This is a genomic window from Streptomyces sp. SAJ15 (genome assembly GCF_007595705.1).
Lineage (GTDB): Bacteria > Actinomycetota > Actinomycetes > Streptomycetales > Streptomycetaceae > Streptomyces.
In genome coordinates this window covers 72,035-94,344 of the sequence record NZ_NISY01000016.1, presented here as the reverse complement: position 1 = coordinate 94,344, position 22,310 = coordinate 72,035, and the positions used below count along the sequence as shown (strand labels likewise).

Genomic DNA, 22,310 nt, shown 5'->3' with positions numbered 1-22,310 from the left:
ATCGATTCAGTATGAATGCATAAGCCGACTGACGCTATCTCCGCGCGTAGACACCCCCGGGGTGGGCGGGACCCGACGGGTGTGGGCGGGCGCCGACGGGCGCCGACAGGTGTGGGCGAGCGCCGACGGGTGCCGACGGGTGTGAGCGGGCGCCCGCGCGGGGCCGCCGGCCGGGCCGGACGCCCGTACGGCGGGTACGCGCTCGGTACGCACGGGCGCACGGCCCGGGGGAACGGCTCCTCCCCCGTAAGCTGTCCGCATGACGAAGTGGACCCCCAAGCACGAGGCCCCCGAGCCCCTGGAGGGCAACGTCGTCGCCACCATCACCGGCGGCACCGTGCTCTGGTTCCTCCTCTTCCTCGCCCAGCTCCCCTTCTACGGCTGGCTCTCCGACCACGACCGCCTCTGGTGGCTCTGGACCTGCCTCGCCGGCGGCGGCCTCGGGCTCATCGGCATCTGGTACGTCCGCAAGCGCGACGCCGCCATCCGCCGCGCGCAGGGTGAGCCGGCGACCGAGGGCTGAACCCCGCGCCGCGCGGCGCGTGTCACCGCCCGGCGGGTATCGCCGTTCGGCGCGTGAGGGCCCGATTCCCCCCGTACCGTCGGAGACATGACCGCATCGCGGGCGATGGCGCGTACGAATCCCGGGCTCAGCGCGGGCGAGGTGGCGGAGCGGGTGGCCCGGGGGGAGGTCAACGACGTTCCGGTTCGGTCGTCGCGGTCGACGGCGGACATCGTCCGCGGCAATGTGTTCACCCGGTTCAACGCGATCATCGGGGTGCTGTTTCTGATCATCCTGGTGGTGGGGCCGATCCAGGACGGACTCTTCGGGTTCGTGATCGTGGCGAACACGGCGATCGGCATCGTCCAGGAGCTGCGGGCCAAGAAGACGCTGGACAGCCTCGCGGTGATCGGGGAGGCCAAGCCGACCGTCCGGCGGGACGGGGCGGCCGTCCAGATCCCCACCTCGCGGATCGTGCTCGGGGACCTGGTGGAGCTGGGGCCCGGGGACAAGTGCGTCGTCGACGGCCGGGTGGCCGAGGCCGACGGGCTGGAGATCGACGAGTCGCTGCTGACGGGCGAGGCGGACCCGGTACTCAAGCGGCCCGGGGACCCCGTGTTGTCGGGGAGCTTCGTGGTGGCGGGCGGCGGGGCGTTCACCGCGACCAAGGTGGGGCGCGAGGCGTACGCGGCACAGCTCGCCGAGGAGGCGTCCCGCTTCACCCTCGTCCACTCCGAGCTGCGCAGCGGCATCAGCCAGATCCTGAAGTACGTGACCTGGATGATGATCCCGACCGCGATCGGCCTGATCATCAGCCAGTTCGTGGTGGAGGGCGACGACTGGCGGGAGTCGGTGCGCCGGATGGTGGCCGGCATCGTGCCGATGGTCCCCGAGGGCCTGGTGCTGCTGACCTCCGTCGCCTTCGCGATCGGCGTCATCCGACTGGGCCGTAAGCAGTGCCTGGTCCAGGAGCTGCCGGCGATCGAGGGGCTGGCCCGGGTCGACGTGGTCTGTCTGGACAAGACCGGCACCCTCACCGAGGGCGGCATGGACGTCACCGAGCTGCGCCCGCTGAACGGCTCGGAGGAGGAGCGGCTGCGGCGTGTGCTGGGCGTCCTGGGCGCCGCCGACCCGCGCCCCAACGCCAGCCTCCAGGCCATCGTCGACGCCTGTCCGGACGGCCACCCCGACTGGGGCTGCACCGACACGCTGCCCTTCTCCTCCGCCCGCAAGTACAGCGGCGCCACCGTCACCGGCCCCGACCCGGGCGGCCGGGCCGGCAGCGCCACCTGGCTCCTGGGCGCCCCCGATGTGCTGCTGCCGGACGGCGATCCGGCGCTCGCCGGGATCGAGGAACTCAACGCGCGCGGCCTGCGGGTGCTGCTGCTGGCCCGCAGCGACCGTGAACTGGGCGATCCCCGGGTCGCCGAGGAGGTCCGGGCCGCCGCGCTCGTCGTGCTCGAACAGCGACTGCGTCCCGACGCCGGCGACACCCTGCGCTACTTCGCCGAGCAGAACGTCGACGCCAAGGTGATCTCCGGCGACAACGCCGTCTCCGTCGGCGCGGTCGCCACCAAGCTCGGTCTGCCCGGTGCCGAACGCCCCGTCGACGCCCGTCGGCTGCCCGCCGAGCGCGGCGAGATGGCCACCGCCCTGGAGGGCGGCGCCGTCTTCGGCAGGGTCACCCCGCGGCAGAAGCGGGACATGGTGGGGGCGCTCCAGTCGCGCGGCCACAACGTCGCCATGACCGGCGACGGCGTCAACGACGTGCTGGCCCTGAAGGACGCCGACATCGGGGTCTCGATGGGCTCGGGCAGCGAGGCGACGCGCGCGGTGGCCCAGATCGTGCTGCTCGACAACAGCTTCGCCGCGCTGCCCTCCGTCGTCGCCGAGGGCCGCCGGGTCATCGGCAACATCGAGCGGGTCGCCAATCTCTTCCTGGTCAAGACCGTCTACTCGGTGCTGCTCGCCCTGCTGGTGGTCTGCTCACGGGTGGAGTACCCGTTCCTGCCCCGCCATCTGACGCTGTTGTCCACGCTCACCATCGGGGTGCCCGCCTTCTTCCTGGCCCTCGCCCCCAACAGGGAGCGGGCCCGACCGCACTTCGTACGGCGGGTGATGCGGTACGCCGTCCCGGCCGGGCTCATCGCGGGCGCTGCCACCTTCGCGGCGTATCTGCTGGCGAGGAACCACTACTCGGGCGACGAGTCGCTGGAGGCCGAGACCAGCGCCGCCACGCTGACGCTCTTCCTCGTCTCGCTGTGGGTGCTGGCGATCGTCGCCCGCCCCTACACCTGGTGGCGGGTGGCCCTGGTGCTGACCATGGCGCTCGGCTTCGTGGTCGTGCTCATCACGCCGTGGCTCCAGGACTTCTTCGCGCTCAAGCTGATCGGCACCACCATGCCGTGGACCGCGGTCGGGATCGCGGTGCTGGCGGGCCTGGGGCTGGAAGTGGCATGGCGCCGGTTCGCCGCGGAAGGCGGCGAACCGGCGCCATGAGAACCCCGGCCGCGCGGCCGGGGGACGAGCTCAGCGCGCGTCTCAGCGCACGTCGACGAAGTCCACCGCGGAGGCGACCGCCGAGTGGCTGGTGTTGCCGGCGTAGTTGAAGCGCCAGTCGCCGTCCACCGACGCCTTGACCGTCGTCTTCAGGGCGCCGTTGGAGGCGCTCTTCACCGTCTTGACGGAGGTGAAGGTCTTGGTGCCCTTCTTGCGGAACTCCAGCTTCACGGACTGGTTGCCGTGCGCGACCCACTTGTTGTCGCCGAAGACGTCCCAGTGGGCGCGGGTCAGCTTGCCGGTGACGGTGAGGGTCTTGCCCTTCTTCACCGGCTCCGGGGAGGCGTTGACCGTCAGCTTGGACTCACGCTGCAGCTTGAAGGAGCCGACCTTCTCGCTGGTGTAGAAGTCGCCGTCCGTGGCGTCCACCCACGCGTAGACGTACCAGGTGCCGGCGAGCTTGTTGTCGTACAGGTCGACCTTCGGGTCCACCACGAAGGTGGCCGAGCAGGTCGAGGTGGTGGCGTTGTCCGCCTTGCAGGTGACCTTGGAGGTCGGCTGCTCGAAGCCGGACGCCGGGCCGTGCAGGTTGATCTCGGCCTTCTTGATGCCGGAGTTGTCCTTCGCCGTCACCGAGACCGTGAACTTCTTGGCACCGCTGGTGCCCACGACGACGCTCTTGCCGCCGTTGACGACCACCTTGGTGATCGCCGTGTCGCCGTAACCATCCGCCTGGGCCGCCGGGGCGGCGAGTCCGACGGTGGCCACCGCCGCGGAGGCGGCGGTGAGTACGGCGAGCGAGGTGCGCTTGCGCATCTATTCCCCCACAGAATGATGAGGCTTCGCATCGCGAAGCCAGAGCGGAACAAGAGTACGATCTTCACTCATTACCCACAACGGCCCCGGAAGCTCCATACTCAACAGGATTCAACGGGGCCGAACTTGACCATGGTTTTCACGTAGCCTTCCGAACATGACTAGTTACGGGTTACGCGCGGAAGAGATCGACACCAGCAAGCCGCACTCCGCCCGGATGTACGACTACTACCTGGGCGGCAAGACCCACTACGAGGTCGACCAGCGGGCCGCCGAGGGCGTCATCGCCGTCTGGCCCGAGATCCGGCTGATCGCCCGGACCAACCGGGACTTCATGCAGCGCGCCACGCGCTGGCTCGCCGCCGAAGCCGGCATCCGACAGTTCCTCGACATCGGCACCGGCATCCCCACGGAGCCCAACCTCCACCAGATCGCGCAGAGTCTGGCCCCGGACGCCAGAGTCGTCTACGTGGACCACGACCCCATCGTGCTCACCTACGCCACCGCCCTGCTGCGCAGCACGCCCGAGGGCCGCACCGCCTTCGTGCACGCCGATCTCGGCAGGCCGCGGTCGATCATCGAGGCGCCCGAGCTGCGCGAGGCCCTCGATCTGAGCCGGCCCGTGGCCCTCTCCCTCAACGCCGTGATGCATTTCTTCGCCGACGAGGCCGACCCCTACGGCATCGTCGCCGAGCTGGTCGACGCCCTCGTGCCCGGCAGCTATCTCGTCCTCTCGCACACCGCCCTCGGCTCCGATCCGAAGATCATCGAGCGGGTCACCGAGCTCTACCGCAAGGGCGGCATGACCGTCGTCGGCCGCCCGCTCGACCAGGTCGTCCGCTTCTTCGACGGCCTGGAACTGATCGAACCCGGCGTCCAGATGGCCCACTGCTGGCGCCCGGAACCCGACGAGGACCCGGAGGAGCTCGCCAAGACGAAGATCGACCTGTTCGCGGGGGTGGCCCGCAAATCGTGACGCCTCCGGGCCGGGCCGCCTGCGGGCCGGGCCGCCTCCCGGCGAGGGGTCGTGGAAACGGCGCTCTCGCCGTCGCGACGGGTGGGAGGAGGCGCCCTCGCCGATGGTGGCGGTCGGTTGTCATGCCGCCGGACGCTGTCGTCTTGGGTTCTCGCAGTCGCGGCGGATCGGGCAGGGCCCCTCGTCGGTGGTGGCGGTCGGTTGCCATGCCGCCGGACCCTGTCGTCGTAGGTTCTCGCCGTCGCGGCGGATCGGGGAGGCCCCTCGCCGTCTGGGGCTTGCCGTCGCGGCGGATCCTCGGGTGGATCCGCCGCTTGACGGCGGGTCAGTCGAACCAGCGGTCGCGGGAGAGCTCCTCGGTGCGGGTGGGGTCCTCCAGGAGGGCCGCGGCCTCGAAGCGGCGGTGCCAGTGGCCGGCCGCCCAGGCCAGCCCCGCGGCGACGCCTTCGAGGGTGGCGGCGTGCAGCACGCCGTCGGGGGTGCGTCGCCAGTCGAGGGCGACCCCGTCGACAACGAGCTCCTCGTGCTCGACGTAGGAGTCGGGCGCGCCCGGCAGCAGCACCCGGACCGCGTCCGGGACGTCCCGGAGCTCGCCCTCGCCGTCCACCGGGGCGTGCGCGAACGCCTCGCTCAACCGCCGCACCTGCAACAGCTCCGCCAGCTCCGCCGCGCGCGCGGGCCGCACCGGCAGCAGCGCCCGCCCGGTGGCCAGCGGAAGGAGGTCCGGCGCGTCGGCGACCAGCGCCTCCGCCGCGTCCACCACCCGCACCTCGCCGTCGACCACGGCCCGCAGTTCGTCCGGCAGGGTGACCTGCTCCGGGTCGAGATCGGCCAGCAGCCCGTAAAGGGCGTGCAACTGAGCGGCCGTCACCTCGCGGGCCGGGTCGGCCAGCCGGGCCAGCAGTTCGGCCGCGCCGCCCGGCTCGTCCAGCAGCGCCGCCACCGAGGTGCGCACACCCAGCGCGCGCAGCACCTGCTCGTCGTCGAAGCCGGTCGCGTCCGCCGGCTCGTACAGCCCCTCCAGCAGCGGGTCGCTCCCGGCCGCCCGGAGGCCGGCCGGCCGCCGCCCCTCCAGCACCGGGTGGCCGCGCAGCCACCAGGCGGTGTACGGGCGCACCGTCTCCGTCGTGCCGTCCGGCAGCAGCACCCGCACCGGGGTGGTGAGCGCGTCCCGCAGCGGCGGCTTGGCGAGCATCGCCAGCGCCTGCGGCCAGGCGTCGTCCGCCACCAGGTCCAGGTCCCGCACGGCGACGAGCTCGGTGGCCACCGGTGGCACCGGGCTCTCCGGCAGCCGGTCCAGGACGTCCTCGCACCACACGTCCACCGCGTCCAGCAGCCCCGCGTCGTCCGGCTCCGCCCAGTCCCCGTCCCGCGGCTCCAGCTCGTCCGGGTCCAGCACCACGTCGGCGGCGCGCACCAGGGTGAACCCGGCCAGCACGCCGACCGCCGCCAGCGGCTGCTCGCCCCAGCGGGCGGCGAGCTCCGGGTCGCACGGCGGCAGTTCGCCCTCGCGGATCACCCATTCGAAGTCGCTGCCCGGGAAGACCAGTTCCCCGGCGGGGGCCAGCTCGCCCTCGTCGTCCGGCAGCGCCAGCGCCGCCAGCCACGGCTCGTCGCCGGGCGCGAGCTGGGCGTCGCGCACCAGCCCCAGTACGGTCTCCGCCAGCTCGTACGCGTCCAGGCCGTCCTCGGCCTCGTCCCAGCGCTCCTCGTCGTCGAGCGAGGCGGCGACGGCGGCCCGCACCTGAGGGGTGGTCAGCACCGCCCGCGGGGTGGCCGGGGTCGCGCCGAGCTTCTCCAGCAGCGGATGGGCGGCGTCGGGGTGCGCGACCTTCAGCCCGAGCCGGGCCAGCGCCTGGTGGCGGGGCGTGGCCTCGGTGTCCGGCTCGACGCTCCCGTCCGGGCCGGCCGGCGCCGCCATCTCCTCCTCGGCGCCCGGCAGCGGCAGCAGCACCTGCCGCGGGCCGACGGTGGTACGCCCGTCCGCCAGCGGCACCGGCAGCCCGCTCAGCCGGTCCGGGTCCACTCCGGCCAGCGAGTCGTACAGCCGCCACCACCACGCCGGCGAACGCTCCACGCCCGCCAGCCGGTCGATGACCTCACCCAGCGGGACCCGCGCCACCTCCAGCACCCGCAGGCCCGGCCGGCGCTCCAGCCCGGCGGGCAGCAGCCCCGGGAAGAGCTCGGCCAGCACCCGTACGGTCTCCGCGCCCGCGCCCTCCACGAGCTCCGCGTCCCGCGGGCGCAGCGCGATCGGCTCGCCGCCCGCGCCGACGGGCAGCGGCTCCCACTCAGGGGCGGCGCCGCCGGGGAGGCCCGGCGCCTCCGGGGCCGGGGGTGCCGTGGCGGGCTCGGCCGGGCCGGTGGTCCAGGCGTCCCCGCTCTCGGGCCACAGCTCGCGGCCGGTTTCGTCGCCGGCCGCGGCCGGCGCCGCGGCGCTGGGCAGGAAGGGGACATGGGGCAGATGGCGCAGGATCTCCTGGCGCAGCCGCCCGTCGAGCTCGCCCTTCCCCAGCGGGCCCGGAACCAGGTCGAGCGTTCCGGTGCTCACCGGGTGCCATTCGCGCAGCAGGCCCGCGTACGCCTCACCGGCCCGCGCCAGCAGGAAGTCGGTGAGCGGACCCGGCGCCGCGTGACGGCGGGTGGGCTCCAGCGGGAAGGACGCGATCAGCAGGGCCGGTACGCCCAGCGCCTCGTCGGTGGGGGTGGGCGCGTGCACCACCGGGGCCGTCTCCGGCCGCACCGGCTCGCCCGCGGCGTCCACCGGCACCGCCCAGGTCACCGACCACGCCGGGCGCAGCCGCTCCTCCACCGGCCGGTCGGCCAGCAGCTCCGGCTCCAGCCGCCCGCCGGCCCGCTCGGTGCGCCAACGCCGCACCGCGGTCACGGCGGCGGCGCCGGCGGGAACGGTCTCGTCCTCGACGACCGCGTACGGCCCGTCCTGGCGGCGGCGCAGCGTCCGTACGGACTGCGGGGTGGCGACGACCACCTCGGTCAGTCCGGGCAGGGTGAGCAGCAGCGCGTCGTCGACGGCGGCGAGTAGACGCTGCGTCAGATCCTCGGCGGCGGCGTCCCGTAGGGGCAGCACCACGACGGTGTCATAGCCCTCCGGGGCGGTGCCCTCGGCGGGCAGCGGCAGGCGCAGCAGCGGCACATGGTCCTCGCGGCGGCGCAGCTCGTCCGCCAGCCCCGAGCTGGCCTCGGCGGCGCCCCGGGCCAGCTCCCGGGCCTCCGCCAGCGACCAGCGCACGCCGCCGGTGCGGCCCACGACGGCGGGCTCGTCGCTCACCGCGAGCACCGCCGCGAAGCCGACGCCGAAGCGGCCGACGGCGAGGTCCGCCGCCGCGTCGTCCCGCTTGGCGGAGGCCCGCAGGGTGGCCAGCGACTCCACGCCCGCGGCGTCCAGCGGGGCGCCGGTGTTGGCGGCCGCGAGGGCGGCGGGGTCGTCCCCCGTCGCGGGGTGCAGGGTGAGCCGCAGCCGGCCGGGGACGCCGGCCCGGGCGGCGGCGTCCGAGGCGTTCTGGGCGAGCTCCACCACCAGTCGGTCGCGGTAGCCGCCGAGCGCCAGGTCCTCCTCGGCGTTGGCGTCCTCGCGGAACCGGGCGGGCGACGCGGACCACGCGTCCAGCACGCCGCGCCGCAGCCGCGCGGTCCCGAACGGGTCCGCGTCCTCGGCCGCGCCTCGCACCATCGCCGTGCTGCTCACGTTTCGCCTCCGGGTCCTGGCCGCTGCATCCGTTTCGCCGCACGGGTACGCCCGCGCGACTGCATGCGGCGAACGTACCGCCATCTCGATCCTGCGCTCGCGCTGGCCCTGCCTCCACCCGACCCGCGTCGGCCACCGGAAGCGGACACCTTCCCGCAGAAAAACTTGTCCCAGAGCAAGCATCAGGACAACCGATTCCGGGCAGGGTCTCCTTCTCCGCCGCGAAGGCCGCACGGCGCCCGAACGACCACGGCAGACGACTACGTACGACCCCGGCAGACGACCCCGGCGCCGCCGCCCGGAAACGGCGAAAGGCCCTCCCCCGCTCTCACCGCTGCCGCTGTGCGCCGAAGGCGCGAGACGAGACCGGCACCCGGCATCCGGCCATGCACCCCGCCAGGCTCGGCGCTCAGGTCGGAGCGGGGCAGGCCGCGGGCCGGCGCGCGTCAGGAGTGGCCCAGCTCCTCCTGCGGAGCCCCCGGCTCCACGGATCCGCCGGTGCGGTCGGGGTGCAGCGGCATCGGCTCGACGACCGTCTCGTCGATGACGGGCTGCGCGGGGCGCGGCGGCTTGGGCATGACGGCGGCCTCGGAGTGGCCGCCGCAGCCGTAGGTGAGGGAGACGACCCGGCCGTCGGCGGGGCTGAACTCGTTGGCGCAGACGCCGAACGCCTGGCGCAGGGAGCCGGCCAGGGGAACCAGGAAACCGCAGGTCACGCAGGACGCGGGGGCGGCCTGGGCCATGGGGGTCTTGGCGCCGTAGGACTCGTCCCAGCGATCGGCGGCGGTGTGCAGGCCGTAGCGGGAGAGCACCCGGGCGCGGCGCATGCCGAGCTCCTCGGCCAGGGCGGCGATGCTGCCGCGGGCCGGGGTGGTGGGCTGGGTGGCGGGCGAGCCGGCGGTGACCTCGGCGTCCTCGGCCGCCGCGAGCTGCTCCATCTCCTCGGAGACCACCGCGTTCGGCGGCGGGGCGTCCTCGCCGGTGAAGCCGGGCTCCAGGCGCAGGTCGTCGGCCTGGGTGGGCAGCAGGTCACCGGGGCCCAGGTCGCCGGGGCGCAGCCGCTCGCTCCACGGCACCCACTCGGGGGCCAGCAGTGCGTCGTCGCCGGGGAGCAGCACGGTCTCGTCGAGGGTGACCACCTTCGCGCGGGAGGCGCGGGCGACGGTCACGGCCCAGCGCCAGCCGCGGTAGCCGGGCTCCCTGCACTCGAAGAGGTGCGTGACGACGCGGTCCCCGTCGGCGACGACGCCGACGTGCTCCCCGACCTCTCCGGGGAGCGCCGCTTGCTGCGCCGCCTCGCGGGCGAGTTCGACTGCCTCGGCGCACAGACGGTCCGGGGTACGGCTTCGCATCGCAGCACTCACAAGAATCGATTCTCTCCTACGCCGTCTCACGAGTGCGCCAGCCCTGCGGCCGGGGAGACGGACGGAGCGGACCATGGGACCGCGTCGACGTCCGCGCCCGGTCGGCCTCGGGCGCACCCTCACGTCCCATTCTGCGGGATAGTGACTGGGGGCGTGGCCAAGAACGACCGCCGGTGGCGCGTTACGCACGCTACCTTGTTCAGCGCTGCCATCCCTACCCCGTCCACGACGAAGTCCGACCTCGCGGCGGCTCGCGACCGGAAAGAGGCCGCAAAGCCGCACTCCCGCGCCGGGTTGGCGGGACCATGGGGCGATGGGCCGGCGCGAGGCGGGTGAAAGGTCGGGTGACACTCCGGGTGGCACGTCGGGTGAGGAAGAACGTCAGCTCCAGTGACGAGCCCCGGCGGCCGGGAGTCTTCCGGACCCTCGGCCGGGTGATCCGGCATCCGTTCGCGTTCACGGGCCGCTCCATCCGGCGCGCCACCCACGCCCACGGCGCGGGTGAATCCGGGCTGGGCAAGCTGATCGAGCTGCACGCGGTGAACTCCGCGGGCGACATGATGATCACCATCGCGCTGGCGTCCACGGTCTTCTTCTCGGTCCCCACCGACCAGGCTCGCGGCCGGGTGGCGCTCTACCTGGCCATCACGATGGCTCCCTTCGCGCTGCTCGCGCCGGTCATCGGCCCGCTGCTGGACCGGGTGCCGCACGGCCGTCGGGCGGCGATGGCCGGATCGATGCTGACCCGGGCGCTGCTGGCGCTGACGATGGCGGGGGCGGTGGCCGGCGGGGGGCTGGAGCTGTATCCGGCGGCGCTGGGCGTGCTGGTGGCCTCCAAGGCGTACGGGGTCGTGCGCTCCGCCGTGGTGCCACGCCTGTTGCCGCAGCGCTTCTCGCTGGTGAAGGCGAACTCACGGGTGACCCTGGCCGGGCTGCTGGCCACCGGCATCGCCGCCCCGCTGGGCGCCGGGCTGCACCAGATCGGCCCGGGCTGGCCGCTGTACGGGGCGTTCGTGGTGTTCGCGGCGGGGACCTTTCTGTCGTTCACGCTGCCGCACAAGGTCGACTCGGCCAAGGGTGAGGCCCGCGCCCAGCTGACCTCGGGCGAACACCATCTGCACCTGCCGCACGCGATGCACCGGGCCGGCACCGGCAAGGCCACCAGCAGCACCGAGAAGGCCAGGCGGCCGGGGCTGCGCACGGTCGGCCCCTCGGTGCTGCACGCGCTCCAGGCGTGCGCCTCGGTGAAGTGCCTCTCCGGCTTCCTCACCCTCTTCCTGGCCTTCCTGCTCCGCGAGCACCCGATGAACGGCCTGAGTCCGGAGGTGTCACTGGGCATCGTGGCGGTGGCGGCGGGCGGCGGCAACGCCCTGGGCACGGCGATCGGAGCATGGCTGAAATCGCGCGGTCCGGAGCGGATCATCGCCGTCGTCCTCAGCACGGCGCTGGGCGTTCTGGCGGCGTCCGCCGCGCTGTACTCCACGGTGCTGGTGGCCGTGGTCGCGGCGACCGCCGGCATCTCCCAGGCGCTGGTGAAGCTGTCGCTGGACGCGCTGATCCAGCGGGACGTGCCGGAAACGGTGCGCACCTCGGCGTTCTCCCGTTCCGAGACCACCCTGCAGCTGTCCTGGGTGGTGGGCGGAGCCGTCGGCATCGCGCTGCCGCTCAACGGCGTGCTCGGGATGTCGGTCGCCGCGGGGGTGATCGCGCTGGGCACGGCGACGACCGTACGGGGGCTGCTGGCGGCCGGTCGGCGCGGCACGCCGCACCCCCGCGTGGCGTGAACCCGGCGGCCAGATAGCCTGCCGACATGACCGCTGCGTTGTTTTCCCGGGGCAAGGGCCGACGTGCCGCTGCCGCCGTCGGTGCCGTGACTCTCGGGCTTGTCGCCCTCACCGCCTGCGACAAGCCGACCCCGCTTGCGACGGTGACGGTCGGTTCCACCTCGAAGACCACCGAGGCCACCAAGGGCTGCTACACCGACGGCAAGGCCCTTGAGGAGAAGAAGTGGCGCGCCTGCCTGAACAGGGAAGGCGCCAGGACCCTCACCGTGCACAGCGGTGAGAAGGTGCGCGTCGGCGTGGACCCGGAGATCGCCGAGTCCGGCTGGACGCTGGTCGCCGGCGGCCGGGTGGTGGTGGACGACACCAAGGCCACCTACCGGAGCTTCGACTCCGACCTGCTCTTCGTCCGCCAGGACGAGACGGGGCAGCTCATCCCGCTCAAGGAGGTCACGCTGACCGTCGTCGAGGCCGGTGAGAGCGGCCCCAAGGGCCTGTGGCACTTCAACCTCAAGCAGGAGTCCTGACGGACGGCCGGATCCTCGTCGTCACCGCGGTAGCCGCCGAGCGGGATGCCGTGGTGCGCGGCGTGGGCGCGAGCGCGTGCCCCGTCGACGCCTCGCCGACCGGCGGCCCGACCCTCCCGGACGCCGGGGGCACGGGTCGGGGCTTCGTGGTGATCGAAGGCGGGGTCGGCCCCGCGGCCGCGGCCGCCGCCACCGCCACCGCGCTGGCCTCCGCGGCCGCCCGCGGCACCGGCTACGCCCTGGTCGTCTCCGCCGGCATCGGCGGCGGTTTCCCGGGCGCCCCGGTGGGTTCGCTGGTGGTCGCCGACACGATCGTCGCCGCCGATCTGGGCGCCGAGACCGCCGACGGCTTCGCCTCCGTCGCGGAGCTGGGCTTCGGCACCGTGACCCACTGTCCGCCGCCCGCGCTGGCGGCGGCCGCCGCCGAGGCGACCGGCGCGGCGCGCGGGAGCGTGCTCACCGTCTCCACCGTCACCGGCAGCGCCGAGCGGGCGGCCGCGCTGCTGGCGCGCCACCCGGACGCGGCGGCCGAGGCGATGGAGGGGTTCGGGGTGGCCGAGGCGGCCGCCGCGCACGGGCTGCCGGTGCTGGAGGTGCGGGCGGTGTCCAACGCGGTGGGGCCGCGGGACCGCGCGGCATGGCGGATCGGAGCGGCGCTGGACGCGTTGGCCACCGCGTTCGGCGGACTCGTTCCCGTGATCGAGGGCTGGAAAGAGCCGGGGAGGCACGGAGAGACCGATGACTGAGTCGCTGAAGATCGCTTACTCGCCCTGTCCGAACGACACCTTCGTCTTCCACGCGTGGGCGCACGGCAAGGTGCCCGGAGCCCCCGCCCTCGATGTCACCTTCGCCGACATCGACATCACCAACGGGATGGCGGTGCGCGGCGAGTACGACGTCCTGAAGGTGTCGTACGCGGTGCTGCCCTGGGTGCTGGACGATTACGCGCTGCTGCCGTGTGGCGGGGCGCTGGGGCGCGGCTGCGGGCCGCTGGTGCTGACCCGCGAGCCGGGCGTCGAGCTCACCGGCAAGACGGTCGCGGTGCCCAGCGAGCGCTCCACGGCGTATCTGCTGTTCCGACTGTGGGCCGCGGACACCCTGTCGGACGGCGTGGGCAACGTGGTGGTGCTGCCGTTCCACGAGATCATGCCCGCCGTACGGGACGGGAAGGTGGACGCCGGGCTGGTGATCCACGAGGCCCGCTTCACCTACCGGGACTACGGGCTGCACTGCCTCGCCGACATGGGCCAGCACTGGGAGTCCACCACCGGGCTGCCGATCCCGCTCGGCGCGATCATCGCCAAGCGTGCGCTGGGCTCGGAGCGGCTGCGCGCGCTGGCGGAGGCGGCCCGCACCTCGGTGCGCATGGCGTGGGACGACCCCGAGGCCTCGCGCGCGTATGTGCTCGCGCACGCGCAGGAGATGGACCCGGCCGTCGCCGACCAGCACATCGGGCTGTACGTGAACGAGTTCACCGCGGACCTCGGCGAGTCCGGCTACGCCGCGGTGCGCGGGCTGCTGACGCGTGCGGCGGCCGAGGGGCTGGTGCCGCCCCTCAGCCGGGACGCGCTCGGTTTCGTCTGATCGCCGCCGCGCCCTCGCCTGGTCGGCGTCGCGCCTTCGAGGATTCGCCCGTTCGGCCCCGGTGATCACCGGGATGAGTGATCACCGGGCTTGGTACGGATGCGGTAGCCGCACTAGACGTGGTCGGCGCTGAAAGCGATCAACCGTCGACGGTTCGTCGACCGATCAAGGACGCTCCGGGCGGCGCGCCGGACCACGCCGGAGGTCCGCGAGACGCCCGCTCAGACGTCCAGCTGGTCGGCGACCGCGCGCAGCATGCCCGCGATCTTGGAGCCGTGCGCCTTGTCCGGGTACCGGCCGCGCTCCAGCTGCTGGGTGACGTTCTCCAGCAGCGTGGTCAGGTCCTGCACGATCGACGCCAGCTCGTCCGGCTTGCGCCGCTGCGCGGCCGCGACGGAGGGGGCCGGGTCGAGAACGTTCACACTCAGCGCCTGGTCACCGCGCTGCCCGGCGACGACACCGAACTCGACGCGCTGGCCTGGCTTCAGCGAGTCGACGCCTGCCGGGAGCACTGAGGAGTGCACGAAGACGTCACCGCCGTCGTCACGGGAGAGGAAGCCGAAGCCCTTCTCACTGTTGAACCACTTGACCTTGCCGGTAGGCACGTCTTTGTCCTCGTCCTCGTCACTCGTCGGATCACGGAAAACAGCTCTGGACAGCACTACAGCGGGTCGTCAGACCCGCCACCACCAAGGCTAATGGTCCGGAGCCTGGTGACAAGACGTACCCGGGTGGTTCCTACGCGCTTCTGAAAGCCACCTACCCTGGAGCGGTGAGCGACACACCTCTTCCTCGGCGTACCGCCCCCGCGGGCCGGGTCGACCGTCCCGGACCAGGCCCCGGCGACCGGCTGGTCCAGGCCGGGACCATCGTCTTCGTGATCGGCGCGGTGGCCACCCTGGCCACCGTCGCCCCGCTGCTGCTGGGCTCGGACCCGCTGCCCACCGCCGCCTACCTGGTCAGCATGTTGATGGGGGTCGGCTTCATGATCGCCGCGGCGGGCGTGTTCCGGTCGATCGGGGCGCAGCGCCGTCAGGCCAGGTCGGTGGCGGCGCGGTCCTCCGGGGCGACGGAGCCGGCGACGGCCTCGGGGCCCTCCGCGTAGCGTTCCAGCCACTCCGGGAACGCGGTCAGGTCGGGCAGCACCACATCGGCGCCCGCCGCTCGCAGCTCGTCCGCCTCGCAGGGCCCGGTGGACACGGCGACCGAGTGCGCCCCGGCGGTGCGGGCTCCGCGCACGTCCCCGGTGTGGTCGCCCACGTACACGCTGGCGCCGTGCTCGCGCAGCGCCTCCGCCTTGGCCTCCGCCCACAGCCAGCCGATGACGGCGTCCGCCTCGATGCCCAGGTGGCTCAGGTGCAGCTTGGCGTTGGGCTCGTGCTTGGCGGTCACCACGATGGCCCGCCCACCCAGCCGCCGCACGGCGGCGACGGCCTCCCGGGCGCCGGGCATCGCGAGGCTGGGGGCTATCGCGTGCCGCGGGTAGAGCGCCCGGTAGAGATCGGCCACCTCGTCGACGCGCTCGGCGGGGACCCAGTGGGCCAGCTCCTGCTCCAGCGGCGGACCGAGCCGGGTGATCGCGAGCTCGGCGTCGATGGGGATACCGGTGCGGGCGGTGAGCTCCAGATAGGCGGCCTTGATGCCGGGGCGCGAGTCGATGAGCGTCATATCGAGATCGAAACCGACCGTGAACGGGTGCGCAGCCATGCCGGCCATTGTGCCGTGGCCCCGAGAGGGGGCGGGTTGTGCCATGCCTCTCGACAGCGCGGGTGTGCCGTGCCCTGACAGTGCGGGTAGCCCGCGGCGCTCATGCCGGTCTCCGCGACCGTCATGAGCGCCGCGAGCCCCGCGTCCCCGAAACGGCGGTCAGGACGGGGCGCGGCGTCGGGCGCGCCAGATCAGGAAGAGGGCCGAGGCGACGGCCGCGGCGCGGACGACGACGGGCCAGGCGTCCTGGACGGCGTCGCCGAGCCCGTGTTCCGGGATCGGCTCGCCCCAACGCTCGTTCAGCCGCCCCCAGAGCCAGACCATCGCGCCGAAGGCGACCGTGCCCGGAACGCCGAACACGGCCGCTTTGCGCTCGCCGGGGGTGAGCCGCGGCGTGTAGTACGCGATCAGCCAGCCGAAGGCGAGGACCAGCACGTTGGCCATGACGGCGCCCGCGACGAGGAGGGCGACGGCCAGCAGCAGGAGCGGGCCGAGGCTGCCGCGCGGGGCGCCGTCGGCCTTGGCGGCGCGGCGCCGCAGGACGCGGCGGAACAGCCCGCGGCGGCCGCCGCCCGTGGACCGACCGTCCGATGCGCCGTCGCCGGCCCCGGCCGCCGCCTCCGCCTCGGCCTCCCGCTCGGGCTTCTCCCGCTGCTCCGACGGCGGCTTGAGCAGCTCGGGAAGCTCGATGCCACCGGTGAACCCGTCCACCTGGCCGAACGGCACGTCCTCGCGGGGCGAGAACGGCCCCGCCTCCGTCCGCCACCAGTCGGGGTTGGACTCCCGCGAGCTCAGCTCGTCCTCACCGGCCAGGTGCGGCGGCGAGGCGGTCCGCGGGGCGTCGACTCCGGCCGCCGGCACCGGGGCGGCACCCTCCCGCGGGGGCACGACCTTCCCGCCCAGCCCACTGCGCTCGGCCAGCCCCGCCAGCCGCTCCCGCGCCGTACGCCCCGCCTTCCGCATCCCACCGGACGCCTCCGACTCGGCGCTCTCGCGCGGCGCCGTCGGCGCGGCGGGGCCGATGGGGCTCGTGGGCCCGGCGGGCGCGGGGACAGTGGGCGGCTCCGGGGCCCGGGCCGGCGCGGCGTCGTACCGCGGCTGCGCGTCGTACCGCCCGGACGCGTCCGGGGTGGCGGCCGACCCCGCCGCGTCGGCCGCACCGCGCGGCACGGCCGACGCGTGGGCCGAGGTCCGTCCCGCTTCCGCCGTCACACCGGCCCGCCCCGCCACCTTCGACGTCGCGACCGATCCCGAAGCCGGCCGTACGGGCCCACCGTCGGACCCACCGTCGGAGGTGGTGGACGGGGCAGGCGCCACGCCCCGCGGGCCTGGATCCGCAGCACGAGGCGCGCCCTCCGGCTCCAGGGGCGACACCGCGCGCGCCCGTACCCCCGCCTCCGCCTGGGCCACGACCTCCGTGGGCGTGCCCAGCCGCCCCAGGATGCGCTTGACGCCGGCCGCGCTGTCGCCACCCGCTCCGGCCCCGGCCCGGCTCTCGTCGATCCGGGCACGCAGGGTGGCCACCAGCCGCATGCGATCGCGGGAGGGCAGGCCCTGCTGCTGAGCCAGGTCGCCGACGCGGCTCAGATAGTCGTAGACGAGCCGATCGCTCTCGATCCCCACCAGACAGACCCCCCACCAAAAGCCCCTGCGGACGGGCGCACCGCCAGCGCGCCGAGCAGCACGGCGACCCGTTCCAAACCCCATCGACGGTACCGCGCCCGTCCCCGCCGCGCCGGGACGCGCGCGACCGGGGGCCGCGCCTTCCGCACCGTGCCGGGACCGTGCCCCGCACCTCGCACCCGCTCGTCCGGATCACGCCCCGCACCTCACCCGTACCAGGTCAGCCGTGGCTCGGGCATGATCCATCGCCGTCGAGACCTCGGGCCCGTCGCCGATCACCCGCTACTGTGGATCGAATGACCACCTCGCGCGCCTCGCGGACTTCCCGGCCCCCACGGAAAGCCACCGAGCGAGAGGGCGGGCGCACCGCTGACACCGCGCCGCGCACGCTCGCCGAGGAGCTGCGCGCCCGGCCCGACGACGCCCTCACGGAGCTGTTGCGCGCCCGGCCCGACCTGCTCAACCCCGTCCCCAACGATCTGACGCAGCTGGCCACGCGGGCCGCCACCCGCGCCTCGGTGGTGCGGGCCGTCGAGCGGCTGGACCGGTTCGCGCTCCAGACGGCGGAGGCGCTGGCGGTGGCGCCGGACCCGTGTCCCTACGAGACGCTGCACGCGTTGATGGCCGGCGACACGGACGGTTCCGTCGGCGGCACCACCGAGAGCACCGAGAGCACGAAGAAGGACACCGGAAGCCCCACGGACGCCGCCGGAGGCACCGTGGACGGCGCGCTGGACGCGGCCTCCACCGCCGCGATCGCCGCCGCGCTGCCGCGCGCCGTGGCCACCCTGCGCGCCCAGGCGCTCATCTGGGGCGGCGACGACCGGCTGCGCCTGGTCCGCACCGCCCGTGAGCTACTCGCCCCGACCCCGTCCGCGCCGTCCCCCACCGGCCTCGGCCCCACCGTCGCGGAGGCCGCGGCGGGCATGTCGCCCGGCCGCCTCCAGGAGATACTCGCCGCCGCCGGGCTGGCCGCGACCCACGACCCGGTGTCGGCGGTGGCCGCGCTGTCGGGGCTGTTCGGCGACCGGGCCCGGATGGCCGCGCTGCTCGCCGAGGCGCCGCGGGAGGCGCTGGGCGTGCTCGGCCGACTCGCCTGGGGCCCGCCGTACGGGGAGGTCTCCGTGGCCTCGCCCTCCGCGCCCGTCGAGTGGCTGATGGCCCGCGGTCTGCTGCTGCCGTCGGGGACCCGGCACGTGGTGCTGCCCCGCGAGGTCGCCCTTCATCTGCGCGGCGGCCGCGCGCACCGGACCCCGGAGCCGGTCCCGCCGGCGCTGGTGCCCGCCGCAGAACACCATCCACAGGCTGTGGACGCGACGGCGGCCGGGCAGGCGTTCACCGCGCTGGCCACCGTGGAGGAGCTGCTCAAGCGGTGGGAGACCGGCAGCCCGCTGGTGCTGCGCTCGGGCGGGCTGAGCGTCCGCGACCTCAAGCGGACCGCGACCGCGCTGGATGTGAGCGAGCCGGTCGCGGCGTTCTGGATCGAGCTGGCGTACGCGGCCGGGCTGCTGGCCTCGGACGGGGACATCGACGAGCGCTACGCGCCGACGCCCGCCTACGACGACTGGCTGGCGCTGCCCGCCGCGGAGCGCTGGACCGCGCTGGCCACCGCCTGGCTGGCGGCCACCCGTACGGCGGGCGTGGTCGGCGGGCGGGACCCCAAGGGCCGCACCCTCTCCGCGCTCGGCCCGGACCTGGACCGCTCCCCCGCGCCCGAGGTCCGCCGCCGGGCCCTGGCACTCCTCGCCACCCTGCCCGCCGGCACCTCCGCGACGCCCGACTCGCTGCTGGCACGGCTCCGGTGGGAACGGCCGCCGCGCGGCGCGGCGGCGGCCCGTACGACGGTGGGCGCGACCCGCCCGCCGGCGACGGGTCCGGCGATGGGCACGGCGCCGGAAACGGGCACCGCCGCGAGCGGGGCCGGCGCGGACGCCTCGACCGCCGCCACCCGCTCCGCCGCCGGGGAGCCCGGGCCCGCGCACGACCTGCGGTCGCGCCTCGCGGGCTGGACGCTGACCGAGGCGGAGCTGCTGGGCGTCACCGGCCGCGGCGCGCTGTCCGCGCACGGCCGCGCGCTGCTGGGCCCGCTGCCGCCGCATCCGCACCAGCACCCGCACGCGCACCCGGTCACGACAGGAGGCACCTCCGCGCAGGCGGGGGCCGCCGCCGCGGAGGCGGCACGGCTGCTGGCGCCGCTGCTGCCCCAGCCGCTGGACCATGTGCTGCTCCAGGCCGACCTGACCGCCGTCGCCCCCGGCCCCCTCGAACGCCCGCTGGCGGAGACGCTCGGGGTGTTGGCGGAGGTGGAGTCCAAGGGCGGCGCGACGGTCTACCGCTTCACCCCGGAGTCCGTGCGCCGCGCCCTGGACGCCGGCCGGTCGGCGTCCGACCTGCACGCCTTCCTGGCCCGACACTCCCGCACGCCGGTCCCGCAGCCGCTGGCGTACCTGATCGACGACGTCGCCCGGAAGCACGGCCGGCTGCGGATCGGCGCGGCCTCCGCGTATCTGCGCTGCGACGACGACGCGCTGCTCGCCGAGATCCTCGTGGACCGCCGCTCGGTGGCCCTGCGGCTGCGGCGTCTCGCGCCGACCGTGCTGGCCGCGCAGGTGGCGCCGGACGTGCTGCTCGACGGGCTGCGCGCGATGGGCTACGCGCCCGCCGCCGAGTCCGCCGAGGGCGATGTGGTGGTCACCCGGGCCGACGCGCACCGCACCCCGCCGCGCACCGCCCCGGCCCCCGTCCCGGACGGTCCGCCGCTGCCGGACGACACCCTGCTGGGCGCCGCGGTCCGCGCCATCCGCGCCGGCGACCTGGCCGCGACCACCCCGCACAAGCCGCTGCCCACCTCCGCCGCCCGGCCGGCGGCCGCCACCAGCGAGACCGGGCTGCCCCGCACCACCGCCGCCGACACCCTGGCCACCGTCCAGGCCGCCGTCCTCACCGGCTCCGCCGTCTGGATCGGCTACGTCAGCGCCGACGGCGCCGCCAGCCAGCGCGTGATCGCCCCCATCCGCGTGGAGGGCGGCTTCGTCACGGCCTACGACCACACCGCCGACGAGGTCCGCACCTACCCGCTGCACCGGATCACCGGCGCGGCCGAACTGGCGGACGAAGCGGACTGACGCGTCCGGCCGGAACACTCCGCCGATGGTGGACACTGGATGTTTGGCCGCCGTACGACGCGAAGCGAAAGGGCCGAGACACCCGTGAACGGACCCCTGATCGTCCAGAGCGACAAGACGCTGCTGCTGGAGGTCGACCACGACCAGGCCGACGCCTGCCGCCGCGCCATCGCGCCCTTCGCGGAGCTGGAGCGGGCACCGGAGCACATCCACACCTACCGGGTGACACCGCTGGGGCTGTGGAACGCGCGGGCGGCCGGGCACGACGCCGAGCAGGTGGTGGACGCGCTGGTCACGCACTCGCGCTACCCGGTGCCGCACGCGCTGCTCGTCGACATCGCCGAGACGATGGCGCGGTACGGGCGGCTGACGCTGGTCAAGCACCCGAGCCATGGGCTGGTGCTGAACTCCACGGACCGGCCGGTGCTGGAGGAGGTCCTGCGGTCCAGGAAGATCCAGCCGCTGGTCGGGGCACGGATCGACCCGGACACGGTGGTCGTCCACCCCTCCGAGCGCGGACAGATCAAGCAGGTGCTGCTGAAGCTGGGCTGGCCCGCGGAGGACCTGGCCGGGTATGTGGACGGCGAGGCGCACCCGATCGAGCTGCGTGAGGACGGCTGGGCGCTGCGGCCCTACCAGAAGCAGGCCGTGGAGGGTTTCTGGCACGGCGGCTCGGGCGTCGTGGTGCTGCCCTGCGGCGCGGGGAAGACGCTGGTGGGCGCGGGCGCGATGGCCACCGCCAAGTCGACGACGCTGATCCTGGTCACCAACACGGTCTCGGCCCGGCAGTGGAAGCACGAGCTGGTCAAGCGCACCTCGCTCACCGAGGACGAGATCGGCGAGTACAGCGGGACGAGGAAGGAGATCCGCCCGGTCACCATCGCCACGTACCAGGTGCTGACGACCAAGCGGAAGGGCGTCTACCCGCATCTGGAGCTCTTCGACTCCCGCGACTGGGGCCTGATCGTCTACGACGAGGTGCACCTGCTGCCCGCCCCGGTCTTCAAGTTCACCGCCGACCTCCAGGCCCGCCGTCGGCTGGGCCTGACGGCCACGCTGGTGCGCGAGGACGGCCGCGAGTCCGACGTCTTCTCCCTCATCGGCCCCAAGCGCTTCGACGCGCCGTGGAAGGAGATCGAGGCCCAGGGCTACATCGCCCCGGCCGACTGCGTCGAGGTGCGGGTCAACCTCACGGACTCCGAGCGGCTGGCGTACGCCACCGCCGAGACGGAGGAGAAGTACCGCTTCTGCGCCACCACCGCCTCCAAGCGCCATGTCACCGAGGCGCTGGTGGACCGGCACCGTGGTCAGCAGACGCTCGTCATCGGCCAGTACATCGACCAGCTCGACGAGTTGGGGGAGCACCTGGACGCGCCCGTCATCAAGGGCGAGACGTCCAACGCGCAGCGCGAGAAGCTCTTCGACGCGTTCCGGCAGGGCGAGATCTCGGTGCTGGTGGTCTCCAAGGTCGCCAACTTCTCCATCGACCTCCCGGAGGCGACCGTCGCCATCCAGGTCTCCGGCACCTTCGGCTCCCGCCAGGAGGAGGCCCAGCGGCTGGGCCGGGTGCTGCGCCCCAAGGCGGACGGTCACCCGGCGGTCTTCTACTCGGTGGTCGCGCGGGACACCATCGACCAGGACTTCGCGGCGCACCGCCAGCGGTTCCTGGCCGAGCAGGGCTACGCCTACCGGATCGTGGACTCGGGCGAGCTGCTGGCGGACGAGGACGTGTAGAGCCGGGTCTCAGTTCCTGCGCTTGACCAGGTCGTCGCCGTACTCACCGAGGACCGTCACGCCGAAGGCGGCGGTGGCGAAGACCCTGACCGCGCGCAGGGCGTTGCCCAGCACATGGCGGTGGTGCGCCTCGGTCTCGGGGCGAAGGGCGGTGGCGCCGCTGGTCGGGGCGCCCGGCAGGGGGGAGAAGGCTGCGGTGCTCATGTCTTCAAGGATGGTCCCGAGCGCCGGCGGAATCATCGGTCTCGCGGTGTAACCGGTGGGACGCCGACGTACGACCGTGGGCATCCGCGGGTACGACCCCAGGGCCATGCCGCCCCCTACGGGAGGGCGAGACCGACCCTGAGAACACCTCGGGGACGCCCA

At 74.2% G+C, this 22,310-nt stretch carries 17 protein-coding genes; 10 read left to right on the top strand and 7 right to left on the bottom strand.

Features of this window, described 5'->3' with window-relative positions; all coding sequences use genetic code 11:
- The first annotated feature begins 259 nt into the window (after nucleotides 1-259).
- The gene (locus CD790_RS29865) at nucleotides 260-523 is read left to right on the top strand and encodes a DUF2530 domain-containing protein (protein ID WP_144386491.1); all 264 of its coding nucleotides are present in this window, start codon (nucleotides 260-262) and stop codon (nucleotides 521-523) included.
- Between the two features lie 87 nt (nucleotides 524-610).
- On the top strand, nucleotides 611-3,001 hold the full coding sequence (locus CD790_RS29860) for a cation-translocating P-type ATPase (protein ID WP_144386490.1): 2,391 nt from the start codon (nucleotides 611-613) through the stop codon (nucleotides 2,999-3,001).
- 42 nt (nucleotides 3,002-3,043) lie between these two features.
- Here the strand turns inward: CD790_RS29860 and CD790_RS29855 are convergent, their stop codons facing one another.
- The gene (locus CD790_RS29855; protein ID WP_144386489.1) at nucleotides 3,044-3,817 is read right to left on the bottom strand and encodes a calcium-binding protein; all 774 of its coding nucleotides are present in this window, start codon (nucleotides 3,815-3,817) and stop codon (nucleotides 3,044-3,046) included.
- Nucleotides 3,818-3,974: 157 nt separating this feature from the next.
- Between CD790_RS29855 and CD790_RS29850 the strand changes: the two genes are divergently transcribed.
- Nucleotides 3,975-4,793, top strand: coding sequence for an SAM-dependent methyltransferase (locus CD790_RS29850; RefSeq protein WP_144386488.1), 819 nt, complete (start codon nucleotides 3,975-3,977; stop codon nucleotides 4,791-4,793).
- Between the two features lie 325 nt (nucleotides 4,794-5,118).
- Here CD790_RS29850 and CD790_RS29845 read toward each other — a convergent pair whose 3' ends face one another.
- Together CD790_RS29845 and CD790_RS29840 are read right to left on the bottom strand one after the other, a co-directional pair.
- Nucleotides 5,119-8,484 carry a sacsin N-terminal ATP-binding-like domain-containing protein gene (locus tag CD790_RS29845; RefSeq protein WP_144386524.1) on the bottom strand — a complete coding sequence of 1,122 codons (3,366 nt, stop codon included), beginning with the start codon at nucleotides 8,482-8,484 and terminating at the stop codon, nucleotides 5,119-5,121.
- A 461-nt stretch (nucleotides 8,485-8,945) separates the two neighbouring features.
- The gene (locus CD790_RS29840) at nucleotides 8,946-9,851 is read right to left on the bottom strand and encodes a DUF3027 domain-containing protein (protein WP_144386487.1); all 906 of its coding nucleotides are present in this window, start codon (nucleotides 9,849-9,851) and stop codon (nucleotides 8,946-8,948) included.
- Nucleotides 9,852-10,168: 317 nt separating this feature from the next.
- On the opposite strand from CD790_RS29840, the gene CD790_RS29835 reads away from it, so the two are divergent.
- From CD790_RS29835 to CD790_RS29820, 4 genes are read left to right on the top strand one after another with little or no spacing between them, the layout of a single operon-like run.
- Nucleotides 10,169-11,647: an MFS transporter gene (locus CD790_RS29835; protein WP_144386486.1), complete on the top strand. Its 1,479-nt coding sequence runs from the start codon at nucleotides 10,169-10,171 to the stop codon at nucleotides 11,645-11,647.
- Nucleotides 11,648-11,673: 26 nt separating this feature from the next.
- Nucleotides 11,674-12,171 (top strand): hypothetical protein, encoded by a 498-nt coding sequence (locus CD790_RS29830; RefSeq protein WP_144386485.1) that lies wholly within the window; start codon nucleotides 11,674-11,676, stop codon nucleotides 12,169-12,171.
- A complete protein-coding gene (locus CD790_RS29825) occupies nucleotides 12,141-12,917 on the top strand; it encodes a futalosine hydrolase (RefSeq protein ID WP_260867997.1) in 777 nt (258 codons plus the stop codon). Before CD790_RS29830 ends, CD790_RS29825 begins: the two co-directional genes overlap by 31 nt.
- The gene (locus CD790_RS29820; protein WP_144386484.1) at nucleotides 12,910-13,755 is read left to right on the top strand and encodes a 1,4-dihydroxy-6-naphthoate synthase; all 846 of its coding nucleotides are present in this window, start codon (nucleotides 12,910-12,912) and stop codon (nucleotides 13,753-13,755) included. Before CD790_RS29825 ends, CD790_RS29820 begins: the two co-directional genes overlap by 8 nt.
- A 221-nt stretch (nucleotides 13,756-13,976) precedes the next feature.
- Here the strand turns inward: CD790_RS29820 and CD790_RS36690 are convergent, their stop codons facing one another.
- On the bottom strand, nucleotides 13,977-14,360 hold the full coding sequence (locus CD790_RS36690) for a cold-shock protein (RefSeq protein ID WP_144386483.1): 384 nt from the start codon (nucleotides 14,358-14,360) through the stop codon (nucleotides 13,977-13,979).
- Between the two features lie 245 nt (nucleotides 14,361-14,605).
- On the opposite strand from CD790_RS36690, the gene CD790_RS29810 reads away from it, so the two are divergent.
- Nucleotides 14,606-14,860: a hypothetical protein gene (locus tag CD790_RS29810; RefSeq protein WP_144386522.1), complete on the top strand. Its 255-nt coding sequence runs from the start codon at nucleotides 14,606-14,608 to the stop codon at nucleotides 14,858-14,860.
- On the opposite strand, the gene CD790_RS29805 is transcribed toward CD790_RS29810, so the two are convergent.
- Nucleotides 14,788-15,462, bottom strand: a complete 675-nt coding sequence (locus CD790_RS29805; protein WP_144386482.1) for an HAD family hydrolase — start codon at nucleotides 15,460-15,462, stop codon at nucleotides 14,788-14,790. The genes CD790_RS29810 and CD790_RS29805 overlap by 73 nt on opposite strands.
- 159 nt (nucleotides 15,463-15,621) lie before the next feature.
- On the bottom strand, nucleotides 15,622-17,085 hold the full coding sequence (locus CD790_RS29800; protein WP_144386481.1) for a hypothetical protein: 1,464 nt from the start codon (nucleotides 17,083-17,085) through the stop codon (nucleotides 15,622-15,624).
- Between the two features lie 296 nt (nucleotides 17,086-17,381).
- Here CD790_RS29800 and CD790_RS29795 point away from each other — a divergent pair, with 296 nt between their 5' ends.
- Nucleotides 17,382-20,210 carry a helicase C-terminal domain-containing protein gene (locus tag CD790_RS29795; RefSeq protein ID WP_144386480.1) on the top strand — a complete coding sequence of 943 codons (2,829 nt, stop codon included), beginning with the start codon at nucleotides 17,382-17,384 and terminating at the stop codon, nucleotides 20,208-20,210.
- A gap of 84 nt (nucleotides 20,211-20,294) precedes the next feature.
- The gene (locus CD790_RS29790) at nucleotides 20,295-21,944 is read left to right on the top strand and encodes a DNA repair helicase XPB (RefSeq protein WP_144386479.1); all 1,650 of its coding nucleotides are present in this window, start codon (nucleotides 20,295-20,297) and stop codon (nucleotides 21,942-21,944) included.
- Nucleotides 21,945-21,953: 9 nt separating this feature from the next.
- Here the strand turns inward: CD790_RS29790 and CD790_RS29785 are convergent, their stop codons facing one another.
- On the bottom strand, nucleotides 21,954-22,148 hold the full coding sequence (locus CD790_RS29785) for a hypothetical protein (RefSeq protein ID WP_144386478.1): 195 nt from the start codon (nucleotides 22,146-22,148) through the stop codon (nucleotides 21,954-21,956).
- Nucleotides 22,149-22,310 lie beyond the last annotated feature (162 nt).

Excerpts from the sequence above, each read along its gene's own strand:
- CD790_RS29865 (WP_144386491.1), top strand. The coding sequence starts at position 260 with ATGACGAAGTGGACCCCCAAGCACGAGGCCCCCGAGCCCCTGGAGGGC.
- CD790_RS29830 (WP_144386485.1), top strand. The coding sequence starts at position 11,674 with ATGACCGCTGCGTTGTTTTCCCGGGGCAAGGGCCGACGTGCCGCTGCC.
- CD790_RS29835 (WP_144386486.1), top strand. The coding sequence starts at position 10,169 with ATGGGGCGATGGGCCGGCGCGAGGCGGGTGAAAGGTCGGGTGACACTC.
- CD790_RS29805 (WP_144386482.1), bottom strand. The coding sequence starts at position 15,462 with ATGGCTGCGCACCCGTTCACGGTCGGTTTCGATCTCGATATGACGCTC.
- CD790_RS29860 (WP_144386490.1), top strand. The coding sequence starts at position 611 with ATGACCGCATCGCGGGCGATGGCGCGTACGAATCCCGGGCTCAGCGCG.
- CD790_RS29840 (WP_144386487.1), bottom strand. The coding sequence starts at position 9,851 with ATGCGAAGCCGTACCCCGGACCGTCTGTGCGCCGAGGCAGTCGAACTC.
- CD790_RS29855 (WP_144386489.1), bottom strand. The coding sequence starts at position 3,817 with ATGCGCAAGCGCACCTCGCTCGCCGTACTCACCGCCGCCTCCGCGGCG.
- CD790_RS29845 (WP_144386524.1), bottom strand. The coding sequence starts at position 8,484 with ATGGTGCGAGGCGCGGCCGAGGACGCGGACCCGTTCGGGACCGCGCGG.
- CD790_RS29820 (WP_144386484.1), top strand. The coding sequence starts at position 12,910 with ATGACTGAGTCGCTGAAGATCGCTTACTCGCCCTGTCCGAACGACACC.
- CD790_RS29785 (WP_144386478.1), bottom strand. The coding sequence starts at position 22,148 with ATGAGCACCGCAGCCTTCTCCCCCCTGCCGGGCGCCCCGACCAGCGGC.
- CD790_RS29795 (WP_144386480.1), top strand. The coding sequence starts at position 17,382 with ATGACCACCTCGCGCGCCTCGCGGACTTCCCGGCCCCCACGGAAAGCC.
- CD790_RS29850 (WP_144386488.1), top strand. The coding sequence starts at position 3,975 with ATGACTAGTTACGGGTTACGCGCGGAAGAGATCGACACCAGCAAGCCG.